Annotated in this window: 22 protein-coding genes; 14 read left to right on the top strand and 8 right to left on the bottom strand. The window is 62.5% G+C overall.

The window, feature by feature from the left end:
* Nucleotides 1-19 precede the first annotated feature (19 nt).
* Complete coding sequence (locus SINAR_RS0105980; RefSeq protein ID WP_167333589.1) at nucleotides 20-499, top strand: hypothetical protein; 480 nt, start codon at nucleotides 20-22, stop codon at nucleotides 497-499.
* Between the two features lie 20 nt (nucleotides 500-519).
* Here SINAR_RS0105980 and SINAR_RS0105975 read toward each other — a convergent pair whose 3' ends face one another.
* On the bottom strand, nucleotides 520-1314 hold the full coding sequence (locus SINAR_RS0105975; RefSeq protein ID WP_027998235.1) for a CE1 family esterase: 795 nt from the start codon (nucleotides 1312-1314) through the stop codon (nucleotides 520-522).
* A 100-nt stretch (nucleotides 1315-1414) separates the two neighbouring features.
* Here SINAR_RS0105975 and SINAR_RS0105970 point away from each other — a divergent pair, with 100 nt between their 5' ends.
* The 3 genes from SINAR_RS0105970 to SINAR_RS01000000133085 are packed head-to-tail and all read left to right on the top strand — an operon-like array spanning nucleotide 1415 to nucleotide 5442.
* Nucleotides 1415-3040: a thiamine pyrophosphate-binding protein gene (locus SINAR_RS0105970; RefSeq protein WP_027998234.1), complete on the top strand. Its 1626-nt coding sequence runs from the start codon at nucleotides 1415-1417 to the stop codon at nucleotides 3038-3040.
* Complete coding sequence (locus tag SINAR_RS0105965) at nucleotides 3018-4175, top strand: OpgC family protein (RefSeq protein WP_027998233.1); 1158 nt, start codon at nucleotides 3018-3020, stop codon at nucleotides 4173-4175. Before SINAR_RS0105970 ends, SINAR_RS0105965 begins: the two co-directional genes overlap by 23 nt.
* Before the next feature lie 13 nt (nucleotides 4176-4188).
* A complete protein-coding gene (locus SINAR_RS01000000133085; protein WP_050577427.1) occupies nucleotides 4189-5442 on the top strand; it encodes a CaiB/BaiF CoA transferase family protein in 1254 nt (417 codons plus the stop codon).
* Between the two features lie 128 nt (nucleotides 5443-5570).
* On the opposite strand, the gene SINAR_RS0105955 is transcribed toward SINAR_RS01000000133085, so the two are convergent.
* Complete coding sequence (locus SINAR_RS0105955) at nucleotides 5571-6023, bottom strand: YHS domain-containing (seleno)protein (RefSeq protein ID WP_027998232.1); 453 nt, start codon at nucleotides 6021-6023, stop codon at nucleotides 5571-5573.
* A gap of 209 nt (nucleotides 6024-6232) precedes the next feature.
* Between SINAR_RS0105955 and SINAR_RS0105950 the strand changes: the two genes are divergently transcribed.
* Nucleotides 6233-6634 carry a thioredoxin family protein gene (locus SINAR_RS0105950; protein WP_027998231.1) on the top strand — a complete coding sequence of 134 codons (402 nt, stop codon included), beginning with the start codon at nucleotides 6233-6235 and terminating at the stop codon, nucleotides 6632-6634.
* A 3-nt stretch (nucleotides 6635-6637) separates the two neighbouring features.
* Nucleotides 6638-7357, top strand: coding sequence for a cytochrome c biogenesis CcdA family protein (locus SINAR_RS0105945; RefSeq protein ID WP_027998230.1), 720 nt, complete (start codon nucleotides 6638-6640; stop codon nucleotides 7355-7357).
* 92 nt (nucleotides 7358-7449) lie between these two features.
* Here the strand turns inward: SINAR_RS0105945 and SINAR_RS0105940 are convergent, their stop codons facing one another.
* Complete coding sequence (locus SINAR_RS0105940; protein WP_027998229.1) at nucleotides 7450-8874, bottom strand: aminotransferase-like domain-containing protein; 1425 nt, start codon at nucleotides 8872-8874, stop codon at nucleotides 7450-7452.
* Between the two features lie 81 nt (nucleotides 8875-8955).
* On the opposite strand from SINAR_RS0105940, the gene SINAR_RS0105935 reads away from it, so the two are divergent.
* Nucleotides 8956-9816 (top strand): DMT family transporter, encoded by an 861-nt coding sequence (locus SINAR_RS0105935; RefSeq protein WP_027998228.1) that lies wholly within the window; start codon nucleotides 8956-8958, stop codon nucleotides 9814-9816.
* 122 nt (nucleotides 9817-9938) lie between these two features.
* The gene (locus SINAR_RS0105930; RefSeq protein ID WP_027998227.1) at nucleotides 9939-10469 is read left to right on the top strand and encodes a hypothetical protein; all 531 of its coding nucleotides are present in this window, start codon (nucleotides 9939-9941) and stop codon (nucleotides 10467-10469) included.
* Nucleotides 10470-10492: 23 nt separating this feature from the next.
* On the opposite strand, the gene SINAR_RS0105925 is transcribed toward SINAR_RS0105930, so the two are convergent.
* Nucleotides 10493-11650: an RHE_PE00001 family protein gene (locus tag SINAR_RS0105925; RefSeq protein WP_027998226.1), complete on the bottom strand. Its 1158-nt coding sequence runs from the start codon at nucleotides 11648-11650 to the stop codon at nucleotides 10493-10495.
* A 369-nt stretch (nucleotides 11651-12019) separates the two neighbouring features.
* Here SINAR_RS0105925 and SINAR_RS0105920 point away from each other — a divergent pair, with 369 nt between their 5' ends.
* Nucleotides 12020-12862: a hypothetical protein gene (locus SINAR_RS0105920; protein ID WP_027998225.1), complete on the top strand. Its 843-nt coding sequence runs from the start codon at nucleotides 12020-12022 to the stop codon at nucleotides 12860-12862.
* 506 nt (nucleotides 12863-13368) lie between these two features.
* Here the strand turns inward: SINAR_RS0105920 and repC are convergent.
* The 3 genes from repC to repA form a co-directional block, all read right to left on the bottom strand.
* Entirely contained in the window at nucleotides 13369-14679 is a 1311-nt protein-coding gene (gene repC / locus SINAR_RS01000000133080; RefSeq protein ID WP_033057008.1) for a plasmid replication protein RepC, read from the bottom strand.
* 156 nt (nucleotides 14680-14835) lie between these two features.
* Nucleotides 14836-15837, bottom strand: coding sequence for a plasmid partitioning protein RepB (gene repB / locus SINAR_RS0105905; protein WP_027998222.1), 1002 nt, complete (start codon nucleotides 15835-15837; stop codon nucleotides 14836-14838).
* Between the two features lie 3 nt (nucleotides 15838-15840).
* The gene (gene repA / locus SINAR_RS0105900; protein ID WP_419761325.1) at nucleotides 15841-17034 is read right to left on the bottom strand and encodes a plasmid partitioning protein RepA; all 1194 of its coding nucleotides are present in this window, start codon (nucleotides 17032-17034) and stop codon (nucleotides 15841-15843) included.
* A 346-nt stretch (nucleotides 17035-17380) separates the two neighbouring features.
* On the opposite strand from repA, the gene SINAR_RS0105895 reads away from it, so the two are divergent.
* From SINAR_RS0105895 to SINAR_RS1000000137125, 4 genes are all read left to right on the top strand, one after another.
* Entirely contained in the window at nucleotides 17381-17569 is a 189-nt protein-coding gene (locus SINAR_RS0105895; RefSeq protein WP_027998220.1) for a hypothetical protein, read from the top strand.
* A 176-nt stretch (nucleotides 17570-17745) separates the two neighbouring features.
* Complete coding sequence (hutC, locus tag SINAR_RS0105890) at nucleotides 17746-18453, top strand: histidine utilization transcriptional repressor HutC (protein ID WP_084617087.1); 708 nt, start codon at nucleotides 17746-17748, stop codon at nucleotides 18451-18453.
* A gap of 215 nt (nucleotides 18454-18668) precedes the next feature.
* The gene (locus tag SINAR_RS0105885) at nucleotides 18669-20630 is read left to right on the top strand and encodes an elongation factor G (RefSeq protein WP_027998218.1); all 1962 of its coding nucleotides are present in this window, start codon (nucleotides 18669-18671) and stop codon (nucleotides 20628-20630) included.
* A 539-nt stretch (nucleotides 20631-21169) separates the two neighbouring features.
* A complete protein-coding gene (locus SINAR_RS1000000137125) occupies nucleotides 21170-21559 on the top strand; it encodes a hypothetical protein (protein WP_158500188.1) in 390 nt (129 codons plus the stop codon).
* Nucleotides 21560-21695: 136 nt separating this feature from the next.
* Here SINAR_RS1000000137125 and SINAR_RS0105875 read toward each other — a convergent pair whose 3' ends face one another.
* Nucleotides 21696-21938, bottom strand: a complete 243-nt coding sequence (locus SINAR_RS0105875) for a hypothetical protein (RefSeq protein WP_027998216.1) — start codon at nucleotides 21936-21938, stop codon at nucleotides 21696-21698.
* A 485-nt stretch (nucleotides 21939-22423) separates the two neighbouring features.
* Between SINAR_RS0105875 and SINAR_RS0105870 the strand changes: the two genes are divergently transcribed.
* Entirely contained in the window at nucleotides 22424-23368 is a 945-nt protein-coding gene (locus tag SINAR_RS0105870) for a TAXI family TRAP transporter solute-binding subunit (RefSeq protein ID WP_027998215.1), read from the top strand.
* Nucleotides 23369-23525 lie beyond the last annotated feature (157 nt).

Genomic DNA, 23525 nt, shown 5'->3' with positions numbered 1-23525 from the left:
GAGAATCGACATGCACACGATGACTGCCCAGCGGGGGGCGCTTTTCCCGACAGCTTCTGCAAGATTGCTCGTCACGATCGTTCTTGCCGGCCTTGCCGCCGATCTTGCCTGGGAGTTCTGGGCACGCGTCATCACGCCGATGCTGGTAGGCGGTCCGCTCGAGCCGGCCGCTCTCGTTCAGAGCGTCTTCGGCTTTCGAAACCGTCTCCTGGCGGAAGCGATTCACGCGGTCGTCGGCGTCGTCTTCTATCCGATAGGCTATCTTTTCATCGCGCGTCCGCTGCAGCGGCTGGTTCTGCCCGGACTGCCCCTGATCCTCACCGCGCTCGGCTTCGGGACCGGGCTTTGGATATTCGCGCTCTACATCATGGCGCACCTCATCGCCGGACTTCCCGCTTTCCTCGGCTTCATACCGCTTGCCTGGGTGTCGCTCGCCGGGCATCTCCTCTTCGGCGTGGTTGTCGCCTACGTCGTCGAGTGGCGCGAGAGGGGGAAATGACCGTCCGCGATGGCCTTCGTTCAAAATCCGAGTCTCGTCAGGCCTATGTCGAGATATTCCGGCTTCACCTGATGTCCCCCGTCGTAGAGGCAGAGCGCCACGCTTCCGCGAATACAGCGGGACACGGAACAGGAGAGACCGGCGATATCGAGGGCCTCGGCATCTGCCTCGCAACGGGCGGCTTCACGCGCGACCGCGATGCTCTTGAACGTATCCCCCTGATGAAACCTGTCCCCGATCGCTCTTCCGGCAAGCGGGAAGGTTCCGTCCTGCCGGCCGTGGAAGTGGATGATCGGCGGCAGGTCGCCAACGCAGTCCTCCGGTTTCGGAAGCGGGTTCCAGAAGACACCGGAGAAGGTCACGGCGCCGGCGAACCGGTCGCCGGACCGGCAGAGCGTGTACCACGCCATGGAGGCACCTTGCGAAAACCCGCCGACCAGGGTGTTGGACCGATCGAAGCCGAAACGCTTTTTGAGGTCGCCGAGAACCTGGCGCACGAAGGCTGCTTCGTTGCGATAGTGCACCGGCGCATTCGGATGAGACCAGGTTCCCCGCAGACCGTCGACCGCGACGAAGGCAAGGCCATGGCGGTGCGCGGCGTCGACCAATGCCCGATGCCGCATCTGCAGTTGCGCGGAGCCGCGATAGCCGTGGAAGAAGACATAGCCCCCCTTGGGCTTGCCCCCTTCGGGCATTTCGATCCGGTAGAAGCCGCCTTCGACGGTGCATGGGACGGAACCTCCGCACGGTTCGGCACCGGCGCCGGGCGCAAGAAGAAAGACTGCGGCAAGAACGACCGGGGCGGCGATGTGCATACGTTGATCTCCCTCGACGTCACAGCCGTGGACATAGCCCCTTTTCCGCGAACCAACAATTTCACGTCCGTTCACGTCGTCGCGAAAGGTATCCGGCCCCATGAATGAAAACCGCGAAAGACCAAGGGTGGCCGACACAATTGCCGCAACGCTTTACGAGCACGGTGGCCGGCACGCCTTCGGCATGCCGGGCGGCGAGGTGATCACGCTCGTTGACGCCCTTGAAAAGGCCGGCATTCGCTTTCATCTGGCGCGCCACGAGACGGCCGCGGCGTCGATGGCGGCGGGCGCCAGTCTGTTGAGCGGCGGGCCTGGCATCCTGGTCACCACCGTCGGCCCCGGCCTTGCCAACGCCGTCAACGGCATTGCGGACGCGCTGCAGGAACGCGTTCCGCTGGTCGTGCTCTCGGGCATCGTCGATCGCTCGACGCGAACGCGCTACACGCATCAGGTGATCGACCACGCCGCCCTCCTGCGGCCGATCGTCAAGGCGAGCTTTGAGGTCGAACCGGAGAGCGCCGCCTCCACGGTCGCGCGAGCACTGGCGATCGCATGCGCCGCGCCGATGGGACCCGTACATCTTGACCTCTCGCCCGCAGTAGCGGCAACGGACGATCCCGCCCCTCGCATCGTCCGGCCGGCAACCATTCGCCGCCCGTCGGTCGTTGCCGGCGACGCGGTTGTCGCAAGCCTTGCCAAGCGCCTGGATGCGGCCCGAAGGCCGATCATTCTTGCAGGCTTCGAAGCCGCCCGCGATGGCGCAGGAGAGGCCATCCGCCGCCTTGCGGAGAAAATCGAGGCCCCTGTCGTCACGACCTACAAGGGCAAGGGTCTGATCGATGAAACCCACCCGCTTTCGCTCGGCGCGGCCGGCCTGTCCCCGGCGGCGGATCGGGTCCTGCTCGCTCTTTTCAACGAGGCCGATCTCGTCCTTATGGTCGGCTACGATCCGATCGAGATGCGTCTCGGCTGGCTGGATACCGTTGATCCCGACCGAACCGTCGAATTGTCGGCGGCGCCCCCCGACCACGCCATGCACCACTGCAGCTTTCGCTTCGTCGCGAACACGGCAGCAACGGTGGAAGTGCTCGCGGAAGCGGTTGCCGATCATTCGTCATGGGCCGAACGGGAACCCGCAGGGGCCGCGAACGAACTGAAGCGGATTTTCGGCAGACCTCACATTTGGGGACCGCATGCGATCATCGAAGTGCTGAATGAAACGGTCGGACCGGATGCCCTTGTCACGGTGGACAGCGGCGCCCACCGCATTCTCCTTTCCCAGAAATGGGTCTGCCGGCGTCCGCTCTCGCTCATCCAGTCGGCGGGGTTCTGCACCATGGCCGCCGCGCTGCCGCTGGCGATCGGCGCGAAAGTGGCCGATCCGTCACGACGCGTCATAGCCGTCATGGGAGATGGGGGCCTGGAGATGGGGGTCGGCGAGCTGGCGACGCTGCGAGATCTGGCACTTCCCCTGACGATCGTCGTCTTCCAGGACTGCAGCCTTGCGCTGATCGCAATGAAGCAGCGGGCAAGCGGGCTCGCCCGCGCGGGCGTCACGCTCGGCCAGACCGACTTTGCCCGGCTTGCCGAGGGCTTCGGCGGTTACGGCGTCAATGTCGACGATGCCCTTGACCTGCAGCGCGAACTCAGTGCGGCCGAAAGCCGCTCGAATTTCACTCTCATCAGTTGCCGGTTTGATGCGGATGCTTACCAAGACGCCTTCTGAACTGACGCTGCCGGCCTCAGCGACTGCCGGCAAGCGCGCTCGCGACCCGAGGCTCGATGTCTTCCGCGGCATCGGCATGCTGATCATCCTTGTCGCACACGTCCCGAACGATCCCTGGGCGCTCTGGATACCGGCGCGCTTCGGTTTCTCGGACGCGACCGAGATGTTCGTCTTCCTCTCGGGCATGGCCTCGGCGATCGCCTTCGGCAGACTGTTCGACCGGGAAGGTTTCGGGCTCCTCACCGCGCGAGTGGCCCACCGGTGCTGGCAGATCTACTGGGCGCATGTCGCCGTCTTCCTGACGGTCGCCACCATCATGGCTGCAGCGGGCAACAAGCCCGACGGCACGTCCTATGTCCAGAGCCTCAACCTCGTCCGCTTCTTCGATGATCCCGGGCCGCTGCTCGCCGGCCTGATGACGCTCACCTATGTGCCGAACTATTTCGACATCCTGCCGATGTACATGGTGATCCTTGCGCTGATGCCGGTCATGCTGCTGGCGGAGCGCATCGACTCGCGACTGCCCTTCGTCCTCATGGCGCTGCTGTGGCTGTCGGCCCAGCTTGGCCTCACCCATTTCCCGGCCGAGCCATGGAGCAACCGTCCCTGGTTCTTCGATCCCTTCGGCTGGCAGCTCATTTTCTTTCTCGGCTTCTTTCTCATGCGCGGCACGCTGACGCTTCCGGTCGGGAGCCGCCCGTTGCTGATCGCTTCGATCGCCTTCGTCCTCGTCACGATCCCCTTCGCCTGGCACGTCGTCCTTTCGGCCTCGCCCGTTTTCCTGGAGGCTGCGCAAGCGATCGCCCCCCTCACGAGCAAGACCGATTTCGGTATCCTGCGGCTCGTTCACTTTCTAGCCCTTGCGCAGATCGCCGTGCTCGTCGTCGGCGACAAAGGGGCGCGGCTTTATCATCCAGCGGTCCGGCCGCTGACCACGATCCTGATCAAGGTCGGCCAGCAGTCCCTCCCGGTCTTCATGACGGGCATGGTCGCCGCACAGCTCATCGGCATCGCGCTCGATCATGTCGGGCGGGGCGCCTTGCCGGTCGCGACCGCCAATCTCGCCGGGTTCGCAATTCTGGTGGCGACGGCCTATGGGGCGGCTTGGTTCAAGCAGGCGCCGTGGAAAACGTAAAGGAGTTCAACGGATGGAACAGATCAAAAAAGGAGCACTCGCCGGCATCCGGGTCCTTGACCTGTCGCGGATTCTCGCCGGCCCGACGGCGACACAGTTGATGGGCGATCTCGGGGCCGAGGTCATCAAAGTGGAGAGACCGGTGTTCGGGGACGACACCCGGCGCTGGGGGCCTCCCTTCGTGCCCGATGCGGAAGGGGCGGACAGCGACCTCAGCGCCTATTTCCTCTCGGCCAACCGCAACAAGAAGTCGATCGCCATCGATATCACGAATAAGACCCAGGTCGGATTTCTGAAGAAGCTGATAGCGATCTCGGACGTTGTGATCGAGAATTACAAGCCGGGTGACCTCGCCCGTCGCGGCATCGGCTACGAGGATATGGCCCGCCTGAAACCGGACCTCGTCTGGTGCTCCATATCCGGTTTCGGCCAGACCGGCCCCTATCGGGACAGGACCGGCTACGACTTCCTGATCCAGGCGATGGGCGGGATGATGAGCATTACCGGACATCCGGACGCGGAGGGCGGACAGCCGACGAAGGTCGGCGTGGGCATCGCGGACGTCATGTGCGGAATGTACGCCACGATCGGTATCCTGGCGGCGCTCCGGCACAAGGAGGCGACTGGCGAGGGCCAGTATATCGATCTCTCCCTCTACGACACGCAGGTCGCCTGGCTTATCAACGCCGCCACCAACCATCTCGTATCGGGGAAGCGGCCTGAGCGGCTCGGAAATGCGCATCCAAACATCGCCCCCTATCAGACATTCCCCACGGCCGACCGTGACCTCGCGGTGGCCGTCGGGAACGACGAGCAGTTCAGGCGCTTCTGCTGCGCCATCGGCCTGCCGGAACTCGGCTGCGACGGTCGCTTCCGCACCAATCGCGACCGCGTCGAAAACCGGAACGACCTTGCGAAGATCATAACCGAAGCGCTCCGGACGGAGAATGCGGACGTCTGGGCCGAGCGGCTTCTAAAAGCGGGCGTTCCCGCGGGGCAGGTCGCCGGTATCGACGACGTACTGGCCGATCCGCACACATTGGCCCGGGACATGGTCATCACCATGGAGCAGCAGGACGGGCGGCCCGTGCGCCTCCTCGGCAACCCGCTGAAGCTCTCCGCGACGCCGATCGCATATCAGCACCCTCCGCCGCATCTCGACCAGCATCGCGCCGAGATCGTCGCTTTGGTCGAGCGCAGCGACGCGCCCTGCACCTCGATCGATATAAGGCGTGAGGGCAAGCTTATTTGCCCGCGGTTAGATTGAGGCGGCGGCGGCGAAGCGACCGTCGTTTCGCGGTCATTTTGCCCGATTCCTTTGGCCTGCAGGACGGCTGAAATACGCCTTGTGATGTCCGACGGCAGGGCAAGCCTTTGCGGCAGCCGCCGCCAACTTTACTGATCCTTGACCGCGGGCCAGTTTGCATCCGCCTTGGAGATATAGCCGTCCTTGTCCTGCCGCCAGGTGTCCTGGACCGCAGCGTCATAGTTCAGATAGAGCTTCCCGCCGGCGATCGTGAATGCATGGGGGTCGGTGGGCGCCTTGTAACCGCGAGCAGTGCCGTAGGCGCAATAGCCGCCGTATTGCGGCAGGTATTTCTCGGGGTCGGCAATAAACCGGGTGCGATTTTCCGCGGTCGCGAAGCGGAAGGTCGCGCCCTTGTAAGCGGCCTCGATGGCGGGCGAACCCTTGGCAGGCCCACCGGATGTGAAATAGCTGACGGGGTCGTAGCCCGAGATGGCCGCGCCTTCCCGCTCGAAGATTTCACCGGCCGCAGAGGGTGTGAAACTCAGGATGAGCGAGAGGCAAGCTGCCGCAGCAGCGACCGTCCAGTTGGAATTCATCATCGTACCTCCTGAAGATAATGAAGATGAGACCATCGGGGCGCGTCTGCCGTTTCGCGGCCACGGATCACGATGTTGTGTTCCCTGAGGATGTAACAGCCAGCCTGCCTGCCCGGTCAAATCACCGGAGCGGCGTTTCATGACGGCCATTCCACCCGTGACCTTTGCCTTCGCCGCCTTGGGAGGACGACGGCACCAGCAGGAGAATGACAATGAGAACTTTTACACGCATGGCGGCGGTTGCCGGCGCCGCATTCGTTACGCTGGCCGCAGCGACGGCGTTCGCAGGCGATTTGAGGCCATTCGAAACCAAGGCCTTCGAAGCGGCCCAGCGGGCTGGCACGGCGATCGTCGTCGACGTCTGGGCGAGCTGGTGCCCGACCTGCGCCGCGCAGGAACCGATTATCGAAAAGCTGATCTCCTCGCCGGAATTCTCGTCCGTTACCGTATTCAAGGTGGACTTCGACAAGCAGAAGGAGGTCGTGCAGGCGCTCGGGGCGCAGCGCCAGTCCACGCTGATCGCCTTCAAAGGGGCGTCCGAGACGGCCCGTTCGGTCGGCGATACCGACGCCGCCTCGATCGAGGCATTGTTCCGGTCCGCATTGAAGAACTGAACGATGATTTCAACGCTGATTTTTGCGGCGGTCGCGGGCGTCCTTTCCATTCTGTCGCCCTGCGTTCTTCCACTTGTACCCATCGTCTTCGCGACCGCCATCGGCAAGCACCGCTACGGCCATCTTGCACTTGCGGCGGGGCTTGCCGGCTCCTTCGTGGCGGTCGGGATGTTCGTCGCCTTGCTGGGGTTCGGTATCGGGCTCGACCTCGACTTTTTCCGCTCGTTCGGCGCATTGCTGATGATCGGTCTCGGCGTCGTCCTCATCCTTCCCTCGATGCAAGTCCGGTTCGCTGCGGCAGCGGGGCCGATCGGCAACTGGACCGAGCGCCGCTTCGGTGGTTTGGAAGGCGAAGGCTGGAGAGGCCAGTTCGTCGTCGGCATTTTGCTCGGCACCGTCTGGAGCCCCTGCGTCGGCCCGACCCTCGGCGCCGCGTCGCTCATGGCAGCACGGGGCGAGAGCCTGGCTCAGGTCTTCCTGACCATGGCGGCCTTCGGTCTCGGGGCGGCCGCGCCGCTATTGCTCCTCGGCCATCTGTCGCGTGAGGTCCTCAACCGCTGGCGGGACCGGATGCTGGGCTTTGGCAAGGCCGCAAGAGCCGTATTCGGCGCCGTGCTGCTGGTGATCGGGATCGCCATCCTGACCGGCGTGGACAAGCGGCTGGAGGCCGCGCTGGTCGAGGCATCCCCGGCCTGGCTCACGAGCCTGACCACGCGTTTCTGACAGGGGCCACGAACTCCGCCTCGGCACCACCCCGATGCCTCTGCGGCTTTCGGCGCCGATGGCGGAGTTTGCAGGCCTAAAATGATCGTGACCTACGCAGCGGCCATCAGCGCTGAAAGCTCCCGGAAAAGCCGCTCGTCTTCCGACTGGGCGACATTGAAGCGCAGGAAACCGCCGGCCGTCTGCGCATGACTGAAAACATTTCCCGGCGCGAGCACTATGCCTCTGCCGAGAGCTCCGCTCGCGAGCTTTGCGGCATCGATGCCCGCCGGCAGCCGGCACCAGAGGAACATTCCCGCCTGCGGCTCGATCCAGGGCGTGATCCCGATCCGGGTCAGCCTTTCGGCGGTCTCCGCCATCGCCCTTGCCAGCCGCTGGCGCACCGTTTCCATATGCTTACGATAGCTGCCGTCCTTCAAGAGCGCCAGCACCAGTTCGGACGAGAATCCGGCGCCGCCGAAGCAGGTAGCGATCTTCAGATCGGTCAACGCCTCCACCCAGTCGCGAGGCGCCACGATGAAGCCGCAGCGCACCGCCGCCGAGAGTGTTTTCGAGAAGCTGCCTATATGCACCACCCGTTCGAGCCCGTCGAAAGCCGCAAGCCGCGGCGCCGGCGCCTCTTCGAAATCGGCGAAGATGTCATCCTCGATGATCGTCAGCCCGGACTGCTCCGCGAGCTTGAGGACACGATGGCCGACGAGCGGCGACAGCATTGCGCCGGTCGGATTGTGAAGGGCGGAATTGGTGATGTAGAGCCGCGGCTTGTGCTGCGCGAGCGCCTCGCCGAAGCGACCGATATCCGGACCGCCAGGCGTATAGGGAACACCGACGATCCTTGCCTGATGCGCCTTGAGAAGTGCGTGGAAATTGAAATAGCACGGATCGTCGACCAGCACCGCATCCCCCGGCTTCAGCAGGAAACGGCAAAGCAGATCAATCGCCTGCGTGCCGGATTCGGTCAGCAATATCTGATCCGGCGAAGCCTCGATTCCGTGCTGCGCCACGCGCCTTGCCAGGAGCTGGCGCAGCGGCAGCAATCCGAGCGGCGCACCATAATCGACAAGCATCGCGGCGTCGCCGCGGGCGATACCGCGCAACGCCCGCCGTAATCCCGCCTCCGGCATCCAGGACGGCGGGAGCCAGCCGCAACCGGGCCTCAGCACCCCCTCCCCCGGCTCCAGTGCCTGGCGCGAGATCCATAGAGGATCGACGGCACGGTCGACGCGCGGGCCGATCTCGGCAAGCGTGAGCGGCGCAAGCGGCGCCGCTACGAAGAAGCCGGAGCCGGGCCGCGATCGGATCAGGCCTTCGGCCTGAAGCCGCTCATAGGCCTCGACCACCGTGGATTTGGAGACTTTCATGGCCGACGCGAAGGAGCGGATGGATGGGAGCCTTGCGCCCGGCGTCAAGCTCCGCGCGGCGATCCGGTGTTTCACCGTTCCCATCACCCTGGCGATCAGGCTTTCGCCGGTGGCACTCATTGCATCCCGCTGTATCCGTACTGGTCCCTGCTCCATGACAGATCTTCGAAACTGTACCCTACTGTCTCTGGAAGAGCCAGCGGTCCCGCCCGATACCGGAGAAAAGGGAGCATCGGTATGAACAAGGCAGCAAGCGGGTGGATGAGCGGTTTGACAGGCGTCGTGATCTTCAGCGGATCGCTGCCGGCCACGCGCGTTGCGGTGATGGACTTCGATCCCATCTTCCTGACCGTCGCCCGGGCCACGATCGCCGGAATTCTCGCCTTCTGTCTTCTCTTCGCATTCCGAGAAAGGCGGCCTGCCCGGGGAGATCTCGCATCTCTGACCGTGATCTCGCTCGGGGTCGTCGTCGGTTTCCCGCTCCTGACGGCCTTCGCGCTGCGTCACGTGACCTCCGCCCATTCCATCGTCTTCATCGGTCTTCTGCCGCTCGCGACCGCGATTTTCGGCGTGCTGCGCGGCGGCGAGCGTCCGCACCCGGCCTTTTGGCTGTTCTCCGGCCTCGGCAGCGCGATCGTCGTCGGCTTTGCGGCCCGTCAGGGTTTTTCCGCGTCGCCGGTCGGGGATCTCCTGATGCTTGCGGCCATCATCGCGTGCGGGCTCGGCTATGCCGAGGGCGCCAAACTGTCGCGCAAGCTTGGGGGGTGGCAGGTCATTTCCTGGGCCCTCGTCCTTTCCCTTCCGGTCATGGCGGCACTGATGCTCGCCACCATGCCTCCGAGCCTTGCGGGCCTAAGCACCGCTTCCTGGCTGGGTTTCGGATATGTCTCGGTCTTCAGCATGCTTGTCGGCTTCGTCTTCTGGTACCGCGGCCTGGCGCTGGGCGGCATCGTGGCGGTGGGGCAGTTGCAATTGTTGCAGCCCTTCTTCGGCCTGGCGCTCGCAGCGACATTGCTTGGCGAAACGGTCAGCTGGGGCATGCTTGCCGCAACGGTTGCGATCGTCGCCTGCGTCGCCGGCGCAAAGAGGTTCGCCTGATCGTCGATCGAAGGATCGCCGGAAATCATCCGGCACACGCCGGAACCTTCTCAGCGATGCTGTCGTTTCATGCGGACTGATAACGCCACGCGCGTTTCGTCGAGAAGGGGAAGCCTATGACGATGATGCCGCGAAAAAGATTCCGCCTCCTGTTTGCCTCACTCGCGCTTATCGGGGGGATGCTTCCCTTCGAGATGAGCGCCGCCCCTGCCGACGAGGCGGCCTTTCTCAGTTCGCTCGAAGGCAGATGGAGCGGCGGCGGCACGGTGCTGCTCCGCATCGACCGGGGCCCGATCAACGTGTCCTGCAATTTCGACTCTCAGGCGAGCGATACGGCCCTCGCGATGAGAGGAACCTGCCGTGGCCTGCTGGTGGTGTCGCGTTCGATCAGCGCGGATTTGCGATCCGACGGAACGCGTTATAGCGGCGTCTATGTCGGCCCGAGAGGCGGGCGCTCCGCCCTGTCCGGCAGCCGTCGGGGCAACGCGATCAATCTCACCGTCACCTGGGCAAGGGAGGTCAATGGCGACCGAAAGGCGACGCTCATCGTGCAGAAGCTCGGTGCGAACGGGATGCGGCTGAGTACCGTCGACGTGGATCCGGCTTCAGGCAAGCGCGTCGTGACGAGCGAACTTAATTTGCGGCGGAGTTGAAACGGCCATTTCTCTGGCTGCTTTCAAAGCACGCCCCAACCGCGATAGCGCCCCCTGCCCGTCATTTCACGCACACCGAGTTCACGCACGAGATTGAGAGCGCCGCGCGGAGTGACCCCAAGATGGCGCGCGATCAGAGGAGCCGAGACGATCGGCCGCGACAGGACAAGATCAATCAGACCCGGGAGATTGCTGTTCGAGCGGCGGTCTCTGACGCGCATCTCCATCTGCGTCCTGGCGAGCGACAGGCGGTCGAGTTCCTTGAGGCCAAGCTCGGCGGTCGCGGACATCGCCTCGAGAAAACCGGTGAGGCGCGTCAGCCGGTCCTTGGACCGCCGGCGCTCGTGCCGAATGGTCTTCAGGCCCGTATTATAGGCGAGCACATGCGAGCCGACCTTGCCGCGAAAGCGCAGATAGGCGCCGACGAGAAGCGAGCCGAGCCAGTGCTGCCGGCGCAGCGGCTCGATGCGCTCCCAGGCATCGAAGAGAACGGCAGCCCCCAGCGAAGCGGGCAGCTGATCTGCGACCGGCAGCACGGCGCGCCAGGCGTCGAGCCGGGCGGTTTCATCCCAATCGTCGTCGAAGAGCAGGCCGAGTTGCCCGGTGGGCTCCACTCTCTGTGTCTGTGTTCCGATGGCGGCCTGCTCCACCTCGGCCGCGCTTCCTGCATGGATGTCCAACAGCCGTTCCGACCGGGCGATCGCCGCATCGATCTCGGCAAATGCGTCGGACAGGGAGCTGTCCATCGAATCGTCCGCCGCATCTGGCACATGCGTTTCGTCCGGATCTCCCCGGAGGGCCGAAGGCTCAAGAGATTCCTGCCTAGGGACCAATCTGCCCTCACCGCGCAACGCGTTCAGTCCGAAGGTCGACAAGGCCCAGTCGGCATCGGCCAGATCCAAGCGCCGCCGCGTCCTCAGAACCGCATGCGCAATGGTCAACTCGTGTGACGGCGCGCGCGTATCCATATGAGAATCATGAAGGACCAGATCCTCGACATGGACGAGTTCCCCGGCGAGCCAAAGGGCCGCAGCCGCATCGAAGAACTGGCCGCGCTCCCGGAAGCCCTCGGCCACGGCATGGCGCCCCGCCCGCTCGTCGAGCCGGGCCAGCCCGTCTTCGGCGGAAATCAATGCCGGCAACAGCGCCGGCTCGAAGGGATCGGGAATTTCGTATCTCATCTGAAACTGATGTGTCGGAGGCGATACGGAACCTAACACGCGCTTCCTTTCCAGCACAGCTTTTCGAAGTTTTTCCACCCCTATTGTGCTCCGCCTGCACCTGCTTCCCGGAGGGAGGCGACGCCGATGCTTGCACGCCGGTGGCGAAAATCTTAAGACCGACCTAGGACCGTACGCCTTCGTGCGGTTGACAGCTGTCAACTTTCGGCCGCCATCGCAAGGGGACGTTCGACAGCGAGTTCCCAGGTTCGCCCGGACTGTCCAGGAGGGGTGCCTGCAACAGCGATCGCGTGCCGGGCAGGCGCAACGCCCCGCGGCGAAGTCAACCTCGCGGAGGCGCCGTGAAACACAGGAAAAAGGCAAGCGCGAATGGCATCCGATATTCTCGCCGCGTCCGGCGGCGTCAAGCAGGTGATCTGCATAAATTGGGGAACGAAATACGGCGCGCCTTTCGTGAATCGCCTCTTCGCGATGGTGGCGCGGAATATCACGCCGCCTTTCACCTTCACCTGTTTTACCGATAATCGTGAAGGCTTGCGGCCGGAGATCCTCTGCGAGGATCTTCCTCCCCTCGATGTCGAGCAAATGCCCGTCAACACCAAGGGGATCTGGCCCAAGGCGCGCCTCTGGGGGCCGGAGCTCGGCAAACTCAAGGGGCCGGTGCTCTTTCTCGACCTCGATCTCGTGATTGTCGGATCGCTCGACGCGTTTTTCCAAATCGGGAATGCCGACGAAGTCGTGATGGCCCGCAATCAGACCACGCCTCTGGAGCGCCTGGGGCAGACGTCGCTGTTCCGCTTCCCGGTCGGCAAGCTGCTTCCATTGCAGGAAAAGTTCCGCGCCGATCCGCAAAAGGTGGCGGACGAATACGAGTTCGAGCAGCGCTTCGTGACGCGCAACGCGCCGGGAGGGGCTAAATTTTTTCCCCGGCGGTTCGTTCTGCATTTCCGCCAGGACTGCCGGCGTCCCTTCCCGTTGAACTACTTCCTCCCGCCGCGGTTACTGGCGGATGCGCGCGTAGTCATTTTCCCGCGCGGCCTGCTGCCTCAGCATGCGATAGACGGACAGTTCGGTTACAAGGGGCGGGCAACTACGCCACTCGGTCATGTTCGCGGTCTCTTTTCCCCAGACAGAAGAGAGAAGCGCCCCTTCCGCTACCTTCGCCACTACATCCTCCCGAGCCCTTGGGTAGCAGAACATTGGCGCGAATGATCGGCAAGCGCCCGCCTGGTTGACAGCTGTCAACAATGGAAGCGGCCTTGTGGCTGGAAACCGGCATATCGTCCGGCCAGCCGTACTCTATTCCAGCTGTTCGGCTCCGCTGAACGGAGCTAGACTAATTCGAAGGAGGGGAGGGGAGGCGGTCAATGGGACTTTGCTGGCGTCGTCCGATCCCCTATGGCCGCCGTCTGTGTGACGGAAGCTAAGGGCGAAATTGCTTCCGTAGTGCCGAAGCTTCGCCTTTTTCGCCAATGAGTTACGATAGAAGCAAATCTGTTAAAAAACAGACACCAAAGGCGGTCAAATCGAGCCGCAGTTGCGAATCTGTGGCCGAGGCGAGTTTCCGCCATTTGGGGCGCCAATGCAATCGCAAGCCTTCACCGGCGCAAGCTTGCCGCTTGCCAAAAGGCCGTCTTCGCATCAGGCGCCGCACGATTAAGCTTCCATGCGACCGCGTGAGGTCCCTGTCTTATATAGACGTTGTGCAACGATAGACATCAGCTGGCGAGCGGCTCGCCTTGTCTTCGCGCACGGCTCAAGGCTCCGACCATCGGCGCAACCGAAAATGTCCGTCGCCTTGCTCTTTCGGTAAGGACCCGTAGATAGCCGCCGGGCGAACTTATGCGGTCCGCTCGCTCCAGGATGCAGGCGATGACGCTGGCGGCATTTTCCTGGCCGAGAACCGCGCAGGCGTCGTCATAGGCATCCGCGCTTACATTCAGCATGGTCCGAACAACGATCGCGGCGGTTAGGAGATCCTTCCAGGTGGTAATCCGCCCCTGTGGTCCGTAATCGGCAATCTGCGGGCACACGGAGAGGAGGACCGGCAGGGGGATTTCCCGGGTGAGCCGCGGGTCAGGCAAAAGCGGAGGCACAGAGCTGGCCGGTGACGAACCGTTGCTGGGCGCCGAGGCTTGCGAGAGGCTAGATCCCGGTGCGGCAACGTCCCGGTTGCAGGTTTGGGCGCCTGCCGAAAACGACCCCAGGTCTTTTCCAAAGCCAGGTTCAGATTCAAACTGAGAGTCTGGATGTGAATTCTGTATGTGACGCCCACTATGGCGATCATTGGCGTCCATATTTTCGGAATTAAGCAATTTTTCCAATTGATTGGAGAGATCGGCACGAAGTCCCTCCATAGCCTCGTGAAGGATCTCGACATCCTTGACCGAGGCCTTACGGGAGAGAGGCACGGAAAGGGCTTCGTATCGCCGTTGTTGCAACTGCCATTCGGTTTGCGGTGCACTCTCGCGAAGAAGTTCGAGGAGCTTGACGACGTCTCGCCGGCAGAGGCTCAGTCTTTCGCGCATCAAACGGAGATATTGCCGCGCTGCGGCAAGTTCGGCAGCGGCGGTTTTGAACTCCTCTGCGCGGGCGACGAGAGGAGACAGGTCGAATCCGAAGGCTTCGCCTACCGAGCCATTACGACCTCTTCGAGCGTAACGCTTTCCGTTCGGACTATCGCGCCGGAGGATCAGGCCTGATTCCACGAGGCATGCGAGATGCCGGCGGAGCGTCGTACCCGCCATTCCGTGCGTGCGGAGCGCAAGCTGTGCATTGGACGGGAAAACGACGAGACCGCTTTCTCGCGAGAGCTCGGCACCCGGATAGAAGCTCAAAAGGGCGTTCAACACTGCAAGTGACCGGTCGGACACGCCGATTACGGTCTTCGCTTCGCAAAGTGAACGAAACAATTTCCACTTGTCCACCGATCGGTCCGGCGGGATGTCACCAGCCGCGATCTGACTCGCGAGCATGCCAAGCGTCATCGCCCGCCGCCCGAAGGGCGTCGTCACACTTCCACGTTCCATTTTTCTTCACCTTTTCCAAGGCAAAAGAAATCCGTTCGCCGAAACGACGTCAAAAACGCTTGACACTGATTCGCGGAAGTGGGATTCTCAAGTTGCTACACGAGAGAAGGGTTTCCGCAGCGCTAGTCGTTCGGAAGCCTTTTTCTTTTGCTCTGTTTAGTCTCCTGTTTCCCGTTGATATTCGAGGTAGAGCGCTTCGAGCCTCTGCCTCACGAAATCTGCAAAGCCCGGTGCTGCCTTCTTGCTGAAGGCCAGCATCGTTTCCGTGTCGGTTTCACGAATGCGCACGGCGCGGCTCCTGTCAGGAGCAACCCAGGTTTCCGCCTTTGACGGTTTCCTTGCGAGGCTCAGGAAGGCGAAGAGCTTTTCGAAACGCTGATCGCTGTCCAGCTTCTTGAGCTCTGCCGTCCCGATGAACTCCAAGGCCCTCAGCCGGCGATCGTCGCGCTCGATGAGATCGGCGAGTTCCATCCATCGCCTTCGCCCGAAACCGGGCGCGGCACCGATGGCCTCGATGACGCCCAACGGCAATCGCCGCACGACTGCAATCATCTTGGAAAGCGCCGCCTTGTCGACACCGAGCGCCGACATGATCGTGTCCCGCGAGAAACCTCGCTCCTCGAGGCGAGCCGCGAACAACGCGCGCTCGATGAAGGAGAGGTCGGTGCGGGCATTGTTTTCCTGTCCCTGGGAGATGACGAGCTGTTCGTCGCTTAACTCCCGGATGACGGCCTTTACCCTGCTGCCGATCTCGCGCAATGCGGCAAGCCGCCTGTGACCATAGGCCACCTGGTAACGACCGCTCTCCGTCGGATGCGGCCGTACGAGGATCGGAACCTGTTGTCCGTGGTCCCGGATCTGCTGAACCAGCATGGCCTGAACCTCGGGAGCGACACCCAGCCTATCAATGATGAAAGAAGAGTCGATCAGCGATGGCTCCAGTTCGACGATCGCGTGCCCTTCGGCAAGCTGACGCTCCAGTTCCTCCGCGCGCTCGACTTTCTGGGTGATATTCGAAAGGGATCTGGTGATGCCGCCGACCAGGCCGTTCGACCGCGGGGCGGGCGCAAGGCCGGCGATCGGACGGCCGACGGCCGGACGCTCCCCGTCGGCTGCGGCGTGGCTGTCGGAAATGGCGATCAGGTTTTTGCGCGCCATTGGTTACTTCCTCCCCCAGACCCTGCGGATCATCTCTTCGATCTCCGCATTGACGAGCGAGAGCGATTCCATCGCCCGGTCGTAGGTACCCCGTATGAATTGCGAGCGCTCCACTTCGTAGAGCGTCTGCTTGGTCACGCCGGCGTCGGAGATCGCGGTCGATTTCACCATGGCGTTCTGCAGCATGCGGTTGCCGAAGATCGCGCGCATGAAACCGGTCATCTGGCTCTGCGGCCCGTCGTTCGGCTCGAAACGCGTAACCAGATAGCGCATCCAGTCATAGCTGGTGCGTCCGCCGGCGTTCTCGACAACCGCCATGAGCTCGCTCGTCATCGACAGGAACTGCGACATCGACATGACATCGAGCATCTGCGGATGCACGGTGATGAGCACGGAGGTTGCGGCGCAGAGCGCCGACATGGTCAGGAAGCCAAGCTGCGGCGGGCAGTCGATGACGACAATGTCGTAGAAGCTCTCGATCTCGGAAAGCACCTCGCCGATCCGCGCGAAGAACATCGTCTCGGTGGAGCCTGCGACCATCGCCTTCGGCGTCTCGTGCTCGAACTCCATGAGCTCGAGATTGCCCGGAATGAGATGAAGGTTGGCCGTATAGGTCGAACGCACTACGTCCGCTACCGGGCGCGGGCTGGCATAGCGGATGGCGCCGTAGAGTGTTTCTCCCTCGCCGACGTCCAACTCCGGCTGATGACCGAAGAGGGCGGAGAGCGAGGCCTGCGGATCGAGGTCGATCGCCAGCACTCGATAGCCGCGCAGGGCGAGATACTGCGCAAGATGAGCGGATGTCGTCGTCTTGCCTGAACCGCCTTTGAAATTCATCACGGAGACGACCTGAAGCTTTTCGCCCGATCGGCGATGCGGAATATATTTGCCGCTCTTGCTGCCTTCGTCGAGAACCCGGCGGATCCGGTCGATGTCCTCCACGGCATACATGCGGCGACCGTTTGACAGCGGCTGCGGGCCGTGGCCTTCTGAGGCGATCTGGCGCAGATAACCTTCGCCGATTCCGATGAACGCCGCTGCCTCTGCCGGGCTGAAGAGCCGCATCGTCTTTTGTGCCGACGGAGAGAAGATCTTCTTCTGATGCTCCTGCAACTGGTGTGCGAGTTCCCGAGCGTCGGCAGACAAGAGCGATGGCAGATGCTCCTGCTCCTCAAGACTCTGGATTCTCTGCTGCAACATTCCAACTCTCCAAAAACTGCGCAAAATTCGCCAATAGAAGCCGATCTGCGCAGTTATACTATGCGCCGATTCGTTGCCATTTTACAAACGCTTAACAAAAAGCGCGGATGTGCCGCCGGAGCGCTGCGGCATTATCCTTTGTCTGCTCATTGGTTGTCCGCGGACAACTCGACCGTTGTCCAGCCGGAGACCGCTACAGGAATGGGGCACATCCGAGCAAAGCCTCGTCCGGCCGTTGCAGCAAAAGCGCTCGCCAGTAGATCATAAAATTTGTAGACTATTGACAGCCGGCCGGATTGTGAAAGGATCGAGCCTGGAAGGTCGGATAAGAGAAGGATCAGGCATGTTCTATCTCGGCGGAATGACCCTCGGCTATCTCGTTCCACCTGTGCGCGGCATCGCAGCCCGCAAGCCGGCGGTGTGCAAGGAACGGGGGAACGCCTGTCCCGATCAGGATGGCGCGCAGGGCGACGGCGGACGCGAGCCGGAGTGGGCGCATGCATTTCTGGCGCCGTGGCATCTCTTCTATTGACCGCCGCATCCAGGGAAATGGCTGCATTTCTTCTCGATGCGACGACGCTTCGGGAAACATGCAGGAGGGCTGTCGTCGCGGCGCGAAACGGGTAAGGTACGGGGTCGTTTACGAGCGAGGGTCCCGCCATTTCCAGTAATCGTGCCTACAGCGAAAAGAAACGTCAGGAACAGCCCCTGTCGCTGCATCAGAAAATTCTGAGCGAGGTAGAGAGCCACATTCTTTCCGGCGACTGGCCGCCGGGATACCGCATTCCGTTCGAGCACGAACTCACGGAGCAATACGGCTGTTCGCGAATGACCGTGAACAAGGCCTTGAGCGAACTCGTGAAGCGGGGCCTGATCGAGCGGCGGCGCAAGTCGGGAAGCTATGTCAGTTTTCCGCAGGTCCAGTCCGCGGTGATGGAGATTCACGACGTTAAGCGGGAGGTGCAGTCCCTCGGGCTCGACTACGCCTACCGGCTTGGCGAGCGAACTGTGCGCAAGATGCGTGCCGGCGACGACGGGCGCATCGATCTGCCCGCCTCGTCGCGGCTTCTGGATATCACCTGCCGCCACTTTGCCGGCGGGCGGGTTTTCTGCTTCGAGGAGCGGTTGATCAATCTTTCGGCGGTGCCGGAAGCCGAAAGCGAGACATTCGAGACCGCCGCCCCGGGCTCGTGGCTGCTCGGCAAGGTGCCCTGGAGCACGGCGGAACACCGCATCAGGGCCGTTGCGGCAAGCCGCCCGACGGCCCAGGCGCTTGAAATTCCCGTTGGTGCGGCCTGTCTCGTTATCGAGCGCCGGACCTGGAGCGGCGGCGTGCCGGTCACAAGCGTGCTGCTTACTTATCCTGGCGACCGCCACGAGCTCATCGCCGAGTTCGCCCCGAGCGCCACCGCTTAGAGCGTTTCAGTATATCTTGGACGCGCTGGCGCGCTAAGTCTTTGGAACTACGGACTTCCGGACGGAAAACCGCTACGCATCTTCCCGGAGTGCTCCAGGCGCGTCACTTCCACAGAACGCGCAATTTTTGCAAGAAAAGGCAGCAATCTCTGGCGCTTTCGCTCTTCGGGGGGCATCCTGTCGGCAGTGTCATCCTGGCAGAGGGAGGAACGCCGATGCGCTGCTTTACTGTACTCGGTCCTTCGCAGATCGGAAAAACCACGCTCGTGGAAAGGGTGGGCTCGCTGGGAGGCGAGCCTAAAAAATCTGTTACGCCCTATGGATTGGGCCTCACCGAATTCGAATTCGGCGGTGAAGCCTGGTGTGCGCTCGACGTCCCCGGTAATAACGAGGCTTTGGCGCATGCGCAGCATGCCCTGCTCGCGAGCGACGCCTGTGTGCTTTGTGTTTCACCGATACTGGAGGAAGCCGTTCTCGCCGCGCCCTATTTGCGTATGATCGAGGCGTCCGGCACCCCGTGCATTCTCTTCGTCAACCGCATGGACGAACCGCGAGGGCGCATAAGGGACATCGTCGCTGCCCTGCAGGACTTTTGCAGCCGACCGCTGATCCTGCGGCAGGTTCCTATCCGCGACGGCGACAAGATCATCGGCAGCTGCGATCTTATTTCGGAGCGGGCCTGGCGCTATCGCGAGGGACAGCCTTCCTCTCTCTTCGAGATTCCCGAAAGTGCGCTCGAGCGCGAACACGAAGCACGCGCGGAGCTTCTTGAGCATCTTTCGGAATTCGACGATTGGCTGCTGGAAGAGCTCATCGAGGATCGCGAGCCGGCCAGTGAGGTGATCTATTCGATCTCGACACGGGTTCTGAACGAGAACAAGATCATTCCGGTGCTCCTCGGCTCGGCAAGCCACAGCAACGGCCTGATGAGGCTGATGAAGGCGCTCCGCCACGAGGCGCCGCGTGCCGAAGCTCTGAGAAAGCGGCTTGCCGCCGGTGCCGGGGTCGACGAGGCGACACTGCTCGCGGTCAGTTTCCATGCTCATTATCGCCAGGGCGTCGGCAAGACGGTCCTTGCCCGCGCCCTCCAGAACGGCGTGAAGCAGGGGGCGGCGCTCGGCGGCGCCAGCCTCGGCGCTCTGCAGGATCCCGCAACCGGCCGGCTTATCGGTTCTGGCGTGACCGAGGCGGGCCAGCTCTTCGGAGCAGTCAAATCCGATCATCTGCCGGTCCCGTCTTTGTTGACGGCGGGCGCGGCGCTCGCCGCGCCCGACTGGACGACGCCGCCGACCCCCATGCTCGAACGGATACTGGTGCCGGCGAGCGAGCGCGACGAGACCAAGCTGTCTGAAACGCTTGCGAGACTCGCCGAGACCGATCGGGGACTGAAGGTGATGCAGGAGGAAGGGACCGGTGCGCAGCTCGTCTGCGCTCAAGGGCCGGTGCACCTGCGCGAAGTCTGCAGGACCTTGTCGGAGGTCTTCCATGTCGAGGTGAGCGACCGCCCCCCGAGCCCGATCTACCGCGAGACGGTATCGAAATCCTCGGACGTTCACTACCGCCATCGCAAGCAGACCGGCGGGGCCGGTCAATTCGCGGATGTGAAGCTCAGCGTCCATCCCAATGGGCGAGGCGACGGATTTTCCTTCGCCGAGACGGTCAAGGGCGGTGCGGTGCCGCGCAACTTCATCCCCGCGGTCGAGGCGGGCGCGCGCGAAGCGATGGAAAAGGGCCCCCTCGGCTTCAAGGTCATCGACGTTGGCGTGCTGCTCACCGACGGCCAGCATCATTCTGTCGACAGTTCGGAATATGCGTTCCGGACGGCCGGCAAGCTTGGCGTCCGTCAGGCGCTCTCGCAGGCCGCCTCCGTCCTGATGCAGCCGGTCTTTCGCGTCGAAATCCACGTGCCGTCGATCTATTCCGGCAGTCTCGTGCCGATCGTCGCGGCGCTGAAAGGCCAGGTACTAGGCTTCGACAGGGACGAGGGGGCCAAGGGTTGGGACATCTTCCGCGCCCTTCTTCCCGGCAGCGCGCTCGACGATCTGGCGCGTTCGCTCAGATCCGCTACCCAGGGCATCGGCTATTTTTCCAAGAGTTTTGATCATTTCGAGGAACTCTACGGCAAGGAAGCCCAGGCGATCGTTACCGCGCATGGAGCGCCGGCCAACGAGCATTGACCGACTGCACGAAGCGGCCGCCGGCCGAGGATGTTTGTAGCGCGCGGCCGCAGTGGAACAAATTATCGTCTGAAGAATTAATTAGTGTCGCTTCTGTCCCCCAGCGACATCAGGACCCGAACCTGTTGCAGTGCCCGCGTCGTCCCCTGCGCGGGCACTCGCATTTCCGCCAGACGAATCCGCCGCCGCCGCTCCAATGACGCAAGCGGGGCCCCGCCAAAGCGGCAGGGGCCCGCCTCAAAGTGTCGCTGAAAAGGTTTCGGTTCTTGTATAGGTGGGAAGCCAGGGAGCTAGGGTGCCGACCGCCTCCATCTATAGGACCTTGGTCCGACCCCATATAGGCAAAGGTCCTAGGCCCGTTGCCAGCCGAGCCTCAGGGTACATATTGCAGCAATCGCGCTGCCGGAGATACGGCGACGCGCGTCTCGATGGACGCTCAATGGCCGTTGCAGCGGGTTGAATTGCCGATCGTTTCCTCGTGGAATCGCATCCGGCGCCGGAAACATGCAGCAGGCGAGTGACAACTCAAGATAGATCGAATGGATCTCTCCATGGCATTGTCGGACTACGGACGGAACAACACGATTTCTGAAGCCTGTATCAGGACGATCACCCACCCGCTTACGAATCTGATCTGCATTGCCGCTGCCGTATCGGTCGCTGCATTCATCAGCGTGCCGACGGGCATTCCTGCATATATGCTCGCGCCGGTCGGTTTCATGCTGGCGATCATGGTCGATCCGGCCGAACTGGTGTCGAGATTCAGAGCGCGCCGGCTGAGCGGTCGTGACGCGGCCGGGTGTACGCGATCCTGCATCAACGACTGGAAAGCCAGCGGAAACGGCTGGAGCCTGAGAGTCTCCAGGCGGGTGGGGCACCTCGCGCACAAAGCGCCGGCCGAGCGGCGCCGGTGCAAGGGTATGCGGTAGTCACCGATCTCAGAATACCGGTGTCGAACATCTGCAGCGCCGCGCGTCCGTCGAACGCGCGGCAATCCTGTCGGCTCGCATCCAAGCCAGAGCCGCTACTTCACTTCCGTCCGGAATGGCGGAAGCAAATGGCTCACTATTGCGTTGTCCCGCCCGAGGGGGCTTGCTGCGTTCCCTGACCACCTGAGGGTGCCTCAGGTGCTTCGACGTTGGGTACGTTGACGTCCACATCGGTGTTGCCGCCACCACCGGCACCGTCCAGCAGATCGCCCCCGAACAGGAACAGCGCTCCGACGATCACGAGAGCCAGGATTATTGCGACGGCCCAACCGCCCCCGCTTCCGCCAGTATTGACGACTGTGGGTCCTCTGTCTGCCATTTGAAGATCTCCTTCACATTTCGTGCTTTTCAGGAAACTTTCATGGTAGACTTAAGTTCCGGAAAGAAGAGTTCGGAGTATTCCTCTGGCTCGCAGTAATAGCGGAACAACAACGTTTATCGGTTGGATAAGAAGCCTCTGAGCAAGGGAGCCTGTGCTCATAAAGAGCGTCATGGGCAGACGTACTACTGAACGTGTTCAGGGAAACCCTGACAGTCAGACAATACGCCCGACTCCACAGAGGCTGTCATGTTCGGGTTGCGACCGGTTCTTGAAGAGCGGGGCGAGGCAAATTCTTGCTGTCGACTGCCCGATCTCTGGCAAGATTCCGCCCCGGCTCACCGGGCGGCTTCCTCACGCTTCCACAAAATCAATCATTTAGAGTTGGCCCATCTCTTGCTAGTGTAGTGCCGCGGTCCGTTTCCGGAGGGACGGTCTTCCGCGCCAAATGTGAATGAATGGGAGGAATCTCTGTGAATCGAACATTGAAACGCGCCGCCCTCGCGGCGATCGCAAGCACGTCCATCGCCTTTTCTGCCGCATCGGCAGGCGCAGCCGAGTTCATCAACGTCCTGACTGGCGGCACTTCCGGGGTATACTACCCGCTCGGCGTCGCACTTTCGAAGATCTATGGCGACAAGATCGAAGGCGTCCGTACGCAGGTGCAGGCGACGAAGGCTTCGGTCGAGAATCTCAATCTCCTGCAACAGGGGCGTGGCGAGATCGCCTTCTCCCTCGGCGATTCCGTGAAGCTTGCCTGGGAGGGCAACGCGGATGCCGGTTTCAAGGCACCTCTCGACAAGCTGCGCGGCATCGCCGCGATCTACCCGAACTACATCCAGATCATGGCGTCGAAGGAGTCGGGCATCAAGACCGTCGCAGACCTCAAGGGTAAGAGCCTTTCCGTGGGCGCTCCGAAGTCGGGCACGGAATTGAATGCGCGGGCGATTCTGGACGCCGCCGGTATGAGCTATGACGACCTCGGCAAGACCGAGTACCTGCCCTTTGCCGAATCCGTAGAGCTGATGAAGAACCGCCAGCTCGATGCGACCCTGCAATCGGCCGGCCTCGGCGTCTCCTCGTTCAAGGATCTGGCGACCTCGCTCGACGTGCAGATGGTCGCAGTCCCCGAAGAGATAGCCACCAAGCTCGGCGCGCCCTATATCGCCGCGACTGTCCCGGCCGGCACCTATCAGGGTCAGGACACCGACGTGCAAACGGTCGCTGTCGTCAACTTCCTCGTCACTCATTCGGAGATTTCCGATGAAACCGCCTATCAGATGACGAAGCAGCTCTTCGAGAACCTCCCCGCGCTGACTGCAGCCCACAAGGCAGCCGAGAATATCCGCATCGAGGACGCGCTGAAGGGTATGCCCATTCCGCTTCATCCGGGGGCTGAGCGCTACTACAAGGAAAAAGGCCTGCTCTGATGCAGGTCTCCCAAAACCGTCCCAGCGGTTTTGGATGACTACGGGCAGACAACATCCTGAGGTGCGTCGCTGAATTTCATTGAAGGCGACGTGCTTTAAGGGAGAACGGCGGCGTCCGGCCACGCAATGCAGCACTTTGCGATCCGATCGGAAGCTT

It is taken from the genome of Sinorhizobium arboris LMG 14919 (assembly GCF_000427465.1).
In the GTDB taxonomy this organism is placed as follows: domain Bacteria; phylum Pseudomonadota; class Alphaproteobacteria; order Rhizobiales; family Rhizobiaceae; genus Sinorhizobium; species Sinorhizobium arboris.
This window is presented reverse-complemented; position numbering and strand designations above follow the sequence as displayed.

Coding starts and splice junctions, on each gene's coding strand:
- repC (WP_033057008.1), bottom strand. CDS start 14,679: ATGGAACGTGGAAGTGTGACGACGCCCTTCGGGCGGCGGGCGATGACG.
- SINAR_RS0105950 (WP_027998231.1), top strand. CDS start 6,233: ATGAGAACTTTTACACGCATGGCGGCGGTTGCCGGCGCCGCATTCGTT.
- SINAR_RS01000000133085 (WP_050577427.1), top strand. CDS start 4,189: ATGGAACAGATCAAAAAAGGAGCACTCGCCGGCATCCGGGTCCTTGAC.
- SINAR_RS0105920 (WP_027998225.1), top strand. CDS start 12,020: ATGGCATCCGATATTCTCGCCGCGTCCGGCGGCGTCAAGCAGGTGATC.
- SINAR_RS0105875 (WP_027998216.1), bottom strand. CDS start 21,938: ATGGCAGACAGAGGACCCACAGTCGTCAATACTGGCGGAAGCGGGGGC.
- SINAR_RS0105885 (WP_027998218.1), top strand. CDS start 18,669: ATGCGCTGCTTTACTGTACTCGGTCCTTCGCAGATCGGAAAAACCACG.
- SINAR_RS0105945 (WP_027998230.1), top strand. CDS start 6,638: ATGATTTCAACGCTGATTTTTGCGGCGGTCGCGGGCGTCCTTTCCATT.
- SINAR_RS0105955 (WP_027998232.1), bottom strand. CDS start 6,023: ATGATGAATTCCAACTGGACGGTCGCTGCTGCGGCAGCTTGCCTCTCG.
- SINAR_RS0105895 (WP_027998220.1), top strand. CDS start 17,381: ATGTTCTATCTCGGCGGAATGACCCTCGGCTATCTCGTTCCACCTGTG.
- SINAR_RS0105970 (WP_027998234.1), top strand. CDS start 1,415: ATGAATGAAAACCGCGAAAGACCAAGGGTGGCCGACACAATTGCCGCA.
- SINAR_RS1000000137125 (WP_158500188.1), top strand. CDS start 21,170: ATGGATCTCTCCATGGCATTGTCGGACTACGGACGGAACAACACGATT.
- repB (WP_027998222.1), bottom strand. CDS start 15,837: ATGGCGCGCAAAAACCTGATCGCCATTTCCGACAGCCACGCCGCAGCC.
- SINAR_RS0105925 (WP_027998226.1), bottom strand. CDS start 11,650: ATGAGATACGAAATTCCCGATCCCTTCGAGCCGGCGCTGTTGCCGGCA.
- SINAR_RS0105930 (WP_027998227.1), top strand. CDS start 9,939: ATGATGCCGCGAAAAAGATTCCGCCTCCTGTTTGCCTCACTCGCGCTT.
- SINAR_RS0105965 (WP_027998233.1), top strand. CDS start 3,018: ATGCTTACCAAGACGCCTTCTGAACTGACGCTGCCGGCCTCAGCGACT.
- SINAR_RS0105980 (WP_167333589.1), top strand. CDS start 20: ATGACTGCCCAGCGGGGGGCGCTTTTCCCGACAGCTTCTGCAAGATTG.
- SINAR_RS0105935 (WP_027998228.1), top strand. CDS start 8,956: ATGAACAAGGCAGCAAGCGGGTGGATGAGCGGTTTGACAGGCGTCGTG.
- SINAR_RS0105975 (WP_027998235.1), bottom strand. CDS start 1,314: ATGCACATCGCCGCCCCGGTCGTTCTTGCCGCAGTCTTTCTTCTTGCG.
- SINAR_RS0105940 (WP_027998229.1), bottom strand. CDS start 8,874: ATGGAGCAGGGACCAGTACGGATACAGCGGGATGCAATGAGTGCCACC.